The sequence below is a fragment of the Nevskiales bacterium genome, from assembly GCA_035574475.1.
GTDB lineage: Bacteria > Pseudomonadota > Gammaproteobacteria > Nevskiales > DATLYR01 > DATLYR01.
On sequence record DATLYR010000204.1, the window covers coordinates 1 to 11,039 of the forward strand.

Sequence of the window (11,039 nt, forward strand, 5' to 3'; positions counted from 1 at the left end):
CGGACAGCACCGCGGCCGGAGTCGCGCCCGCCCAGGCGCCTGCACCCGCCCCGACCCCGTCAGCGAGCAAACCCGCGAGCAGCAAGCCGGCCCGCAGCGAAACTCAGCTGGCTGCGGCCAACACCCAACCGGTGTGCACCGACTGCGGCACCATCACAGGCATCGAGAAAAAGACCCAGGAAGGCGAAGGCACCGGCGTGGGTGCCGTGACCGGCGCGGTCATCGGCGGCGTGGCCGGCCGCGAGATCGTCAAGGGCGACCGCGACAAACGCAATATCGCCGGCTTGGTGGGTGCCGTAGCCGGCGGTTACGCCGGGCACAAGATCGAGGAGAAGGCGCGCAGCAGCACCTACTACCTGGTGTCGGTACGCATGGAGGCCGACGAGCGCATCGAAACGGTCAAGCTCGAATCCGCCGAGGGTTGGGCGGTGGGCGACAAGGTGCGCATCCAGGACGGGAAACTCGTCCGCCGCTGATCGCCGCGCTTTCCGGTTCTGGCGTGTCGGCCCTGCACGCGTGGGCGCAGGGCCGGCATATTACCCCCGTGGCCGGCTGAGCAGGCGGCGGATGCGCTGCTGCACGCCGACCGACAGGTAGCGCATGGCCTGCTCCGCCATGCGCTGCAGCTGTGGGTCGATGGCAAGACAGCGATCGCCGGATACCGGGTCAGGGCGCAACAGGTTCTGCCGCTTGAGGCTGTCGATATAGCTGCTGAACAGCGCCTTGTCGAAGAACTCCGGGGCCCGGCGCCCCGACAGCACCGCCATGCGCTGCGCCATCAGGTGGCATTGCTGCTCGAACTCGCCGCGCTCGATAAAGCCACGCGGCAGGTTCTCGGCCAGCAGCACCGTGGTCATGCAGTAGCGCTCCAGCGACTCGCGCATGACGTTGGCCAGGCCCATCAGGCTGCCGAACTCGGCGCTGGTCACCGGCGGGCGGCGCAGCAGGCTACCGGTGACGTCGCGTTCCAGCAGCCGACGATCCACCAGCGCGCCCACCATGCCGCGCACGGCGGCCTCGGTTTCCTTGTCGCGCCAGCGCAGGAACAGCTCGCGTCGCAGCACCGGGTACAGCTCGCAGCAGGCCTCGACCAGCTCGGTTTCCGCGACCGCCTCGCGCTGCTGGAAGTGGCTGGCGATCAGCGACGGTAGCGCCAGCAGGTGCAGGACGCTGTTGCGGTAGTAGGTCAGCAGCACGGCATCGCGCCCCTCGGCGGCGATCATGTCGCCCCAGGGATGCTGGATACGGGTCAGGCGCGCAATCTTCTCGGCATAGGCGAGCACGCCGGCACCGTCCAGGTCCGGCACCCACACGTCCTCGCTGTAGGGATGCGTCCGGAGCAGTCCGAGCCAGCTGTCCATCTGCTCGCACAGCTCGTCCTCGGCCAGGGTCTGCTGCGGGCTGGCCAGCAGCGCCGTCGCCACCAGGCCCACCGGGCTCAGCGCGGCCGCGCTGTTGATGCGCGCCATGACCTCGTAGGACAGCGTGACCACGAACTCGCTGAACCATGCCGGCCATTCGCCCGGCGGGCAGGCGGCCAGATCGGCGCGCCAGCCGGGCTGGCGCGCGTCGAGGAACTGCGCCAGCGCCAGCGGCTCACCGAAGGAGATGTAACTCTTGCCGAAGGCCATGCGCACCACGCGCGTGGCGCGGATCAGATCGCCGACCGATTCGTTTTTCTTGGCCTGGCTGCCGCGCAGCTCCTTGAAGTAGCTGCCGACCTCCATGACCTTGTCGTAGCCGGTATAGACCGGCACCAGCACGATCGACTGATCCGGGTTCCGTAAAAAGCTCTGCACCGCCATGCTGAGCATGCCGGTTTTGGGCGTGAGCAGGCGGCCGGTGCGGCTGCGTCCGCCCTCGGGGAAGAACTGCATGGAATAGCCGCGCGACATCAGCCAGTCCACGTAGGCGCGGAACACAGCGGAGTACAGCTTGTTGCCGCCGAATTTGCGCCGCAGGTAGAAGCCACCCAGCCGCCGGATCAGCCCGCCCACCGGCCAGAAGTTGAGGTTGATGCCGGCGGCGACATGCGGCGGCACCAGCCCTTGCTGGTACAGCACGTAGGACACCAGCAGGTAGTCCATGTGGCTGCGGTGCGCCGGCAGGTAGACCACACCATGCTGGTGCGCGAACGCGCGCAGGCGTTCGGCATGGTGCACCTGGATGCCGTCGAAGATGCGGTTCCACAGCCAGGTCAGCACGCGCACCACGAAGCTGATCGCCGCGTTGTTGTAATCGGCCGCGATCTCGTCGGCGTAGTTCCAGGCACGCTCCTCGGCCTGCTCGAAGCTGATGCGCTCCGCCGCGGCCTCGAGGCGAATGGCCTCGCGCACACTGGGCATGGCGATGACGTGACTCAGCACCTGCGCGCGATTGATCAGGTTGGGGCCGAGCGTGGCCGCGCGCTGGCGGCGGAAGTGCACGCGCAGCACACGCACCAGCTTGCGTGTCGCCGCCTGCGGCTCGAGATCCTGGGCCATGAAGGCCTGGAACGAAATCGGTCGGCCGAAGCTGACGAAGGTATTGCGGCCGTTGAACAGGATGATGAACAGCTTGCGCAGCGGACCCGCGCGCAGGCTGTCGGAAAAGATGATCTTCAGCAACGAGGTTTCCTGGCCGGGGTTGCGCCCCCAGAACACCGACACCGGCACCAGCTGCACCTCGTAATCGCGATCGACGATCGCCTGCGTCACCAGCCGCCGGATCTCGACCGGGTTGCCGTAGCGGCGCTGCATGCCTCGCCCTTCCAGCCGCGGCAAGGCTACCAGCCCGGCGCGACCGGGCTTGGGCATGTCGCGGTAGCCGCCGCGCGGCGGCGGCAGCCCGTGCAGGCGGCAGGTTTCCTCGAGCACGAACTGATCGGCGATGCTGCGCGCGGCCAGCACGTAGCAGACCGGGCGCGTGGGGTCCAGGCCCAGTTCCTGCGGCAGTCCGCTCGGCGCCACGCGGGTTTGGACCCAGGCCAGCAGGGGACGGCGCAGCAGGCTCGCCAGCACAAACAGCAGTCCGGACAGTAGGCGCATGATCGTTATCGGCTCCCCGCGCGGATTGTGTCACAAAGGCGCCGGGGATGGCGTATTCTGGCCCGGTTCTCATACGCGGTGAACATGGACACGCACGGCACCGACGGCCGCATCGCCCGCTACGCCCGCCTCTCGCCCGATACCGTGCTGGACGCGGTCGAGGCGCGCGGCTTTGCCTGCGATGGGCAGCTGCTCGCGCTCAACAGCTACGAGAATCGCGTCTACCAGGTCGGACTCGTGGACGGTCGCAGGCTCATCGCCAAGTTCTATCGGCCACTGCGCTGGTCCGACGCCGCCATCCTGGAGGAGCACCGCTACACGCTGGCGCTGGCCGCGGCCGAGCTGCCGGTGGCCGCACCGCTGGACTGTGGCGGCGCAACCCTGCTGCAGCATGCGGGTTATCGCTATGCGCTATACCCGCGGCTTACCGGTCGCGCGCCGGAGCTGGACCGTCCCGAGACCCTGCACCAGCTCGGGCGCCTGTTGGCGCGGATACACAACATCGGCGCGCTGGAGCCTTTCCGCGAGCGGCCGGTACTGAGCATGGCGGAATTCGGCGAGGCGCCGGTGCGCTTCCTGCTGGAGGGCGGCTGGCTGCCTGCGGAATTGCGCCCGGCGTACGAAACGCTGACGCGCGACCTGCTGGCCGGCATCCGCGCCTGCTTTGCGCACGCGGGCCAGCCGCGCAGCTTGCGGCTGCATGGCGACTGTCATGCAGGCAATGTGCTGTGGGCAGCGGACGGCCCCTGGCTGGTGGACTTCGATGACGCGCGTCAGGGCCCGGCCATCCAGGACCTGTGGATGTTCCTGTCGGGCGACCGCGACTACCTGCGCGCGCGGCTGGGCGAGCTGCTGGAAGGCTACAGCGCGTTCCGCCGCTTCGATGCGCGTGAACTGCATCTGGTCGAGGCGCTGCGCAGTCTGCGCATGCTGCACCACGCGGCCTGGCTGGCGCGGCGCTGGGACGATCCCGCCTTTCCCCGCGCCTTTCCCTGGTTCAATACCACCCGCTTCTGGCAGGAACACATCCTGTCATTACGCGAGCAGCTGGCCCTGCTGCAGGAACCGCCACTTTCGCTCTGAAAAGCCAAAGCCTCCGGCAGTCGCCTGCCGGAGGCTTTGGTATCGAATGCCTGAAACTATTTCTCGACGCCGAGCAGTTCGACCTCGAACACCAGCGCCGCGTTGGGGCCGATCTTCGGGCCGGCACCGCGCTCGCCGTAGCCGAGCTCGGGCGGGATGAACAGCTTGTACTTGCTGCCGACGGTCATCAGCTGCAGGCCCTCGGTCCAGCCGGGAATCACGGCGTTGAGCGGGAAAGTCGCCGGCTGGCCACGCTCATAGGAGCTGTCGAAGGTCGTGCCATCCAGCAACGTGCCCTTGTAGTGCACGCTGACGCGATCGGTGGCCTTGGGCTTCTCGCCCTTGCCCTCGGTGATGACCTGGTACTGCAGGCCGCTTTTCGTGGTCTTGACGCCTTCCTTCTTGCCGTTCTCGGCGAAGAACTTCTTGGCTGCATCCAGGTTGGTGCTGGCGGCGACCTTTTGCTTCTCTTCCTGCTCTTTCTGGATCTTCTGCGAGAAGGCGGTCATGACCTCGACCACCTGTTCCTGCGTCAGCAGGGTTTCCTTGTCGTCGAGCACATCCTGCACACCCTGGCGCAGCGCGGCCACGTCGATCTCGGTATCCAGGCGCTTGAGCGAACGGCCGATGTCCATACCGATCGCGTAGCTGAATTTCTCGGTGTCGGTCTTGAGCTCCGACTTGCCGCCCTTGTCGCAAGCGGTCAGCGTGAGGGCCAGGCCGAGGCCCAGGGTGGATAGCAACAGCTTGTTCATGAATGAATATCCTCGCGGCGCCGGAAGCCCGACAGGCGGGCGCCGAAACTTCAGGTATGTGTGGTATGCGGTACGGCCATGCCCAACGGTGCGGGCTTGGACCGCACCGGCAGCTTAGCACGAAGCCGGCCCGGCCGGTTATGGTTCGTAGGACCGGTCCATACCCCCGTCCTGCGCGTCCCGGATACGGGCCGCGCGCCGCTCCAGATAGGCGCCACGCACGAAGAGGTAGGGGTCGAAGGCGTCCTCGATCAGCTTGTCGGCGCCCAGGAACTCGGCGCGCTTGTCCACGGCGTACACGACCGTCGCCGCGAGCTGCACGTCATCCGAGGCGTGCGACAGCGGGTTGAGCTGGGCGTCGAGCAGCCGGCCGACGAAGTCGCGGTTGGTGGCGGGGCCGTAGAACGGCAACACCAGATACCAGCCCGGCCCGATGCCCCAGATGCCGAAGGTCTGGCCGAAGTCCTCGTGATGCCGCTCCAGTCCCAGCGGCGTGGCGACGTCGAAAATGCCGACCAGGCCGATGGTGGTATTGACGAGGAAGCGGCCGATGTCGGACACCCCGCGTCGCGGCTTGCCCTGCAGGAAATTGTTGATCGCCACGCGGGGGTAGAACAGGTTGGCGAAAAAATTGTTGACGCCCTTGCGCGCCGGCCCCGGCACCACCGCCACATAACCCCTGGCCGCAGGCCGCAGCGCGTATTTGTCCAGCTTATCGTTGAAGCTGAACACGACCCGGTTGACCGGCTCGAGCGGGTCCAGCGGATCGTCGGGCGGGCTGTGGGCGCAGCCGGCGAGCAGCAGAAGGCAACAGACCTGGAACAGGCGCAGCATCGGTATCCCCGGGTTCAGGCGGCTTGGCGCGATTTCTCGCCCCGATAGTAATCGAATATCTCCTGCAGCGTGCGCCGCGGTCTGAAGCCGAAGCGTTCCGCGAACAGCCGGCCGTCGATGATCACCGGGTACTTGAAGTAGTTCACGAGATAGCTCGGGAACGGCAGGCCGGCGACACCGTTCACCAGACTGGCCAGCACCCGCGGCAGCGCCGGCGGCAGGGAGGGCAGGAACAGCCGGTGGCAGCCGGCCAGTTCGAGCGCGTCCTGGTAGGCGATCCAGTCGTCGGGCGCCACGTTGTAGACGCCGCGTTGGTCCTTCTCATAGGCCAGCACCACGGCCTCGGCCAGGTCGTCGACGTGGATGAACTGCATCATCGGCGAGAAGCCGATTAGGCAGGGCGCGACGCGCGAGGCCAGAATCTTGCTGAGGTTGTTCTGCACCCCCGGCCCGACGATGTTGCAGGGACGCAGGATGGTGATGTTCAGCTCCGGATGCTTGTACAGGTAGATGTTACAGAGGTTCTCCAGCTCGACCGAGTCCACCAGCTCGTTGGTCAGGTTGGCCGCCTTCATGGGCGTGCTCTCGTCCAGCAACGCCGGGTTGTTGGCATCCGCGCCATAGACGTAGTGACTGGACAGGATCACTACCTTGCGCACCCCGTACTGCTGCGAGTACTGCAGCAGCCGCTCAGTACCGATGACGTTGGAGTTGTAGCGGCGTGCGCGGTTGAGTTGCGTCGAGCCGATCCGCCCCAGGTGGATCACGCCGGCGAAGCGGTGCTCGCGGAACACGTCCTGGAACTTGCGCTTCTCGAAGTCCACCTCGTAATGGACCACGTCCGGGTCCACGTGCTTGCGCCAGCGGAAGTCCACCCCGACCACGTCGTAGCATTCCTTCAGCCGCTCGATCACGCGCCGACCGAGCGCGCCGCCGGCGCCGGTCACCAGCACCTTGCGCCTTTCGCGTGCCGGCGCCGTGCGCGTCCGCACGCGGCCGTTGCCGGAGGCGCGGCGGCTCACCGGAACACGCCCTTGCGTTCGGCCAGCCCTTTGTCGATCAGCCGGCGGATTTCGTCCTTGACCTGTTCCACGTTCTCCACGACCTGCTCCTCGCTTTCCACCGGGCCCGCAAAACGCATCGGTTCGCCGAAATTCAGGATCACGCGCGCCGGCAGCGGCACCAGCGGCGCGATCGGCACGTAGGGGATGCCGAGCAGCTTCGCCAGCGGGTCGATCGAGCCGAGCGAAGGCATGGTTTCCTCGCAGCCGACCACGCCGACCGGGACGATCGGCGTGTCCTGCTCCATGGCCAGGTGCATGAAGCCGGCGCCGAAGCGCTGCAGCTGGTAGCGCAGCCGGTAGGGCTTGCCCGAGCCGCGCACGCCTTCCGGGAACACGATGACCGCCTCCTCGCGTTTCAGCAGATTCACGCAGTTGAGCGGGTCGCCGACGATGCCGCCGATCTGGTTGAGGACGTTGCCGATCCAGGGCACGGTCGGGAAGAAGCGCTCGATCATGGCCCGGGCCATGCGCGGGCCGTACGGATTGGTGGCCAGGGCGTAGCCGATCAGTACGCCGTCCATCGGCAGCTGGCCGCTGTGGTTGGCGATCACCAGCAATCGCCCCTGCTGCGGGATGTGCTCCAGCCCGTGCGCCTGTACGCGGAAGTATTTTTCATACAGGAAGCGGATGGCGGTCAGCGCCAGCTTGGCCGAATCCGGGTTGAAACCCCAGGGATCGTAGCCCAGCTCGCCGACGTTGACCGGCATGCGGTCGAAGGCCTCGGCGATGTCCGAGGGGACGAACCGCTGCTTGAGATAGTGCCTGAATTTCATGTGTCGACGTCAGTCCCCCGCGCATTCCAGACTACCGGAGTGCCGCCGGACACGCTACTCTCAGCAGCCGCCCCGCGACTGCAACCGCCACCCCCGCACAAGCCCGCATGCCCAAGCAACCGCCGCCCGATGCCCGTTCCGTACAGCTGCTGCCGGTGGATCTGATCCACCCCGGCAGCTACCAGGCGCGCAGGCGCTTCGACCCGGCCGCGCTGGGCGAACTGGCGGCCTCGATCGCGGAATCCGGCGTGGTGCAACCGGTGGTGGTCCGTTCCCGCAGCGGCGGTTATGAACTTCTGGCCGGCGAACGCCGCTGGCGCGCCGCGCAGCTGGCCGGCCTGCACGAGATCCCGGCCATCGTGCGTGACGACCTCGACGAGCGCGAGGCGCTGGTGCTGGGCCTGATCGAAAACCTGCAGCGCGAGTCGCTGTCGCCGATGGAAACCGCGCGCGGCCTGCGCCAGCTCGGCGAGACCTTCGGACTGACCCACGAGGCCATGTCGCAGCGCGTCGGCAAGTCGCGGGTTTACATCACGAATTTTCTGCGCTTGCTGACGCTCAACGAGCGCGTGCAGGAGCTGGTGGACGAAGGCAAGCTGTCGCTCGGCCATGCCAAGGTACTGGCCGGCGTGCCGGCCGAGCGACAGACGCCGCTGGCGCTGGCCACCATCCGCAAGAACCTGTCAGTGCGCGCGCTGGAAAACCTGTACAAGCGCAGCAGCGTGGACCTGTCACTGACGGCGGCCGAACGCCGCAGCCAGCGCGACCTGGCGCGTTTGCAAGAGGCGCTGAGCGCTTATCTCGGCAATCCGGTGGCGATCGAGTACGACGGCGACCGCGGCAAGGGCGAAATCCGCATCCGCTTCCACACGCTCGACGAATTCGAGGGCATCCTCGACAAATGGGGCTTTCGTCGCGACTGAACTACAAGATTTAGTCTGACTGTTTGGTCAGTCGGCGCTCATCGAATGTGACAATTCACAGAAATGCTGGATAAACCTGTGGATAAAACCGGGATCGTGATTCCGAATTCCCGAAAAACAAGGCGCTTGTCCACTGTGACGAAAAAATGACCAGGCCATGACGGCGCGCGACGGCGATTCGCCTTTCAGCGGTCGTCGGCCGACACGGAAACGTCGTCCAGTCCCAGTGCATCGCGCGCCTGCTCATCGGGCAGCTTCTCGACCTGCCTGAGCGTGCGCTCCATCGCGCGCGTGCGGCGCCCGGTCTGCTCGATCGCGCTGCTGGCCAGCTCGAGCTGGCGCTGGACTTTCTCCAGCACCTCGCCGAACTTGGCGAACTCGGTGCGCACCGCGCCGAGGATCTTCCACACCTCGCTGGAGCGCTGCTCGATCGCCAGCGTGCGAAACCCCATGCGCAGGCTGTTGAGCGTCGCCGCCAGCGTGGTCGGCCCGGCCACCACCACGCGGTAGTTCTGCTGCAGCTCAGCGACGAGGCCCGGCTGGCGCAGCACCTCGGCGTACAGTCCTTCCGTCGGCAGGAACAGGATGCCGAAGTCGGTGGTGCGCGGCGGGTTGAGGTACTTGTCGTGGATGTCCCGGGCCGAATTGCGGATCACGCGCAGCAGCCCGTCGCTGGCGCGCCGTACCTCCTCCACGTCCGCGCGCTCGGCCGCGTCCACCAGCCGCTCGTAGTCCTCCTTGGGGAACTTGGAGTCGATCGGCAGCCACACCTCCTCGCCGCCGTCGCCGCGGCCCGGCAGGCGCACCACGAATTCCACGTTGTCGCCGCTGTCCGGCCGGGTCTTGACGTTGCGCAGGTACTGCTCGGGCGTGAGCACCTGCTCGAGGATCGCCGCCAGCTGCACCTCGCCCCAGACGCCGCGCGTCTTGACGTTGGTCAGCACGCGCTTGAGGTCGCCGACGCCGGTGGCCAGGGTCTGCATCTCGCCCAGGCCGCGCTGCACCGCCTCCAGCCGTTCGCTGACCAGCTTGAAGGACTCGCCCAGGCGCTTCTCCAGCGTGCCCTGCAGCTTCTCGTCCACAGTCTGCCGCATCTGCTCGAGCTTCTGCTCGTTGCCTTGGCGCAGCGCCAGCAGCTGGCGGTCCAGGGTTTCGCGCAGGGCGTTGAGGCGATTCTCGTTGGATTCAGTCAGGTGGTGCAGGCGCGTGGACAGGTCCTCGCGCAGCTGGCGCTCGGGGTTGCGCAGCAGCAGCACGAGCTGCAGCACCGCCACGGCCACCAGCAGGATCAGCCCGATCAGCAGCAGGGTTTCAGTCATCGTGCGGGAAGGATGGCATGCCGATCATCGGCTGTCATGCCTGCGCATAGCGGGTCCGATTGCCCGTCGGGCGCGCATCGCGCACCTGCCCGACCGGCTCAGCCCTGCCGTACGCCGAGGATGATGTCGCGCCGGCGCAGGCCCTCCAGCAGCTCGCGCCCGCTTTCGATGACCGTCTCGGTCCTGGAATGTTTTAACTCGGCCGCGACAGTCTGCAACTGCTCGCGACCCCTGCGGTCCGGATGCGCTTCGAGCAGCTGCAGCAGGCGCGCGGTGACGGCATTGACCTCCAGGAAGCCGACCGTGTCACGGCGGTCGCGGTACACCACGATGCAGGTCGGCTGCGGGCCCGGTTCCGTCGGCCGGAAATCCGGTGAGATGCGGTGCACGGGGTAGCGGTAAGCCAGGTTCCAGGCCAGCGGCGAGAGCACCGGCACGCCGTCCAGCAGGTCGCCGGCCGGATCCACCCCGGCGGGGTCGGCTTCCGCTTCGCTGACGGTCAGCGCCAGCTCGACCCACTCGTAATGCGCCAGCTCCAGGAGGAACGGCGGATCCTCCGGCTGCGGCGCGCGCTCGTCCTGCAGGTAGTGCAGGAACTCCTCGGCGATGCGGTGGAAGAACGGCGTGTGCGCGCGGTGGCGCGCGAAGTAGTCGCGGATCATGCGCTGCCAGGCGCCGTCCTCGTACAGGCGGCGCAGCACGGGGAAGGCGTTTGCGATGAAACCCTCGACGTTGTTGTAGAACAGCTCGCGGTAGATCTTCATGCGCCGGTCTTCGACGTCCGGCGGCGCGGGATTCCGCGCCGGATCCCGCAGGTGGGCGGCAAAGGCGTATTGCACGCGCTGGAACTCGTGCATACCCCCTCCCCTAACCCCTCCCCACGCGGGGGGCGGGGAACGCATCAGTTTCCTGTCCCTGACAGGAATGCTTCGCCTGCAGCCGCCCGATCGCCGCCACCTCGCGCAACAGCTCCGCCAGCGGCGGGATGTTGAAATCGCGTTCCAGCAGTGTGGGGAATACGCCGAAATGCGCGTAGGCGGCATCGAGCAGCTGCCAGACCGGATCGCAGACCGGCGCGGCATGCGTGTCCACGCGCAGGTCCTCGGCCTCGACGTAATGCCCGGCGACATGCGCATAAACGATGCGCTCGCGCGGCAGCGCCTTGAGGAAGGCCAGCGGGTCGTAGCGGTGGTTGATACTGTTGACGTAGATGTTGTTGACGTCCAGGAGCAGGCCGCAGTCGGCGCGCTCCAGCACCGCCA

General features: G+C 67.1%; 11 protein-coding genes. 3 read left to right on the plus strand and 8 right to left on the minus strand.

Features of this window, described 5'->3' with window-relative positions; genetic code table 11:
* The coding region (locus VNJ47_12335; GenBank protein HXG29621.1) for a glycine zipper 2TM domain-containing protein at positions 1 to 476 on the plus strand (476 nt) is incomplete at its 5' end.
* A gap of 60 nt (positions 477 to 536) precedes the next feature.
* Here the strand turns inward: VNJ47_12335 and plsB are convergent.
* Positions 537 to 3,026: a glycerol-3-phosphate 1-O-acyltransferase PlsB gene (gene plsB / locus VNJ47_12340; GenBank protein HXG29622.1), complete on the minus strand. Its 2,490-nt coding sequence runs from the start codon at positions 3,024 to 3,026 to the stop codon at positions 537 to 539.
* Positions 3,027 to 3,110: 84 nt separating this feature from the next.
* Between plsB and VNJ47_12345 the strand changes: the two genes are divergently transcribed.
* Complete coding sequence (locus VNJ47_12345; GenBank protein HXG29623.1) at positions 3,111 to 4,109, plus strand: serine/threonine protein kinase; 999 nt, start codon at positions 3,111 to 3,113, stop codon at positions 4,107 to 4,109.
* 56 nt (positions 4,110 to 4,165) lie between these two features.
* Here the strand turns inward: VNJ47_12345 and VNJ47_12350 are convergent, their stop codons facing one another.
* The 4 genes from VNJ47_12350 to VNJ47_12365 all read right to left on the minus strand — a co-directional run bounded on the left by VNJ47_12350 (position 4,166) and on the right by VNJ47_12365 (position 7,535).
* Positions 4,166 to 4,864 carry an FKBP-type peptidyl-prolyl cis-trans isomerase gene (locus VNJ47_12350; GenBank protein HXG29624.1) on the minus strand — a complete coding sequence of 233 codons (699 nt, stop codon included), beginning with the start codon at positions 4,862 to 4,864 and terminating at the stop codon, positions 4,166 to 4,168.
* Between the two features lie 138 nt (positions 4,865 to 5,002).
* Positions 5,003 to 5,698 (minus strand): VacJ family lipoprotein, encoded by a 696-nt coding sequence (locus VNJ47_12355; protein ID HXG29625.1) that lies wholly within the window; start codon positions 5,696 to 5,698, stop codon positions 5,003 to 5,005.
* 14 nt (positions 5,699 to 5,712) lie between these two features.
* A complete protein-coding gene (locus tag VNJ47_12360) occupies positions 5,713 to 6,720 on the minus strand; it encodes an SDR family oxidoreductase (protein ID HXG29626.1) in 1,008 nt (335 codons plus the stop codon).
* A complete protein-coding gene (locus tag VNJ47_12365; protein HXG29627.1) occupies positions 6,717 to 7,535 on the minus strand; it encodes a lysophospholipid acyltransferase family protein in 819 nt (272 codons plus the stop codon). Before VNJ47_12365 ends, VNJ47_12360 begins: the two co-directional genes overlap by 4 nt.
* A gap of 107 nt (positions 7,536 to 7,642) precedes the next feature.
* On the opposite strand from VNJ47_12365, the gene VNJ47_12370 reads away from it, so the two are divergent.
* Complete coding sequence (locus VNJ47_12370) at positions 7,643 to 8,458, plus strand: ParB/RepB/Spo0J family partition protein (GenBank protein ID HXG29628.1); 816 nt, start codon at positions 7,643 to 7,645, stop codon at positions 8,456 to 8,458.
* A gap of 185 nt (positions 8,459 to 8,643) precedes the next feature.
* Here VNJ47_12370 and rmuC read toward each other — a convergent pair whose 3' ends face one another.
* The 3 genes from rmuC to VNJ47_12385 all read right to left on the minus strand — a co-directional run.
* A complete protein-coding gene (gene rmuC, locus VNJ47_12375; GenBank protein ID HXG29629.1) occupies positions 8,644 to 9,777 on the minus strand; it encodes a DNA recombination protein RmuC in 1,134 nt (377 codons plus the stop codon).
* 98 nt (positions 9,778 to 9,875) lie between these two features.
* The gene (locus tag VNJ47_12380) at positions 9,876 to 10,634 is read right to left on the minus strand and encodes a putative DNA-binding domain-containing protein (protein ID HXG29630.1); all 759 of its coding nucleotides are present in this window, start codon (positions 10,632 to 10,634) and stop codon (positions 9,876 to 9,878) included.
* Positions 10,635 to 10,644: 10 nt separating this feature from the next.
* Positions 10,645 to 11,039: DUF692 family protein (locus VNJ47_12385; GenBank protein ID HXG29631.1), on the minus strand; the 395-nt coding region annotated here is incomplete at its 5' end.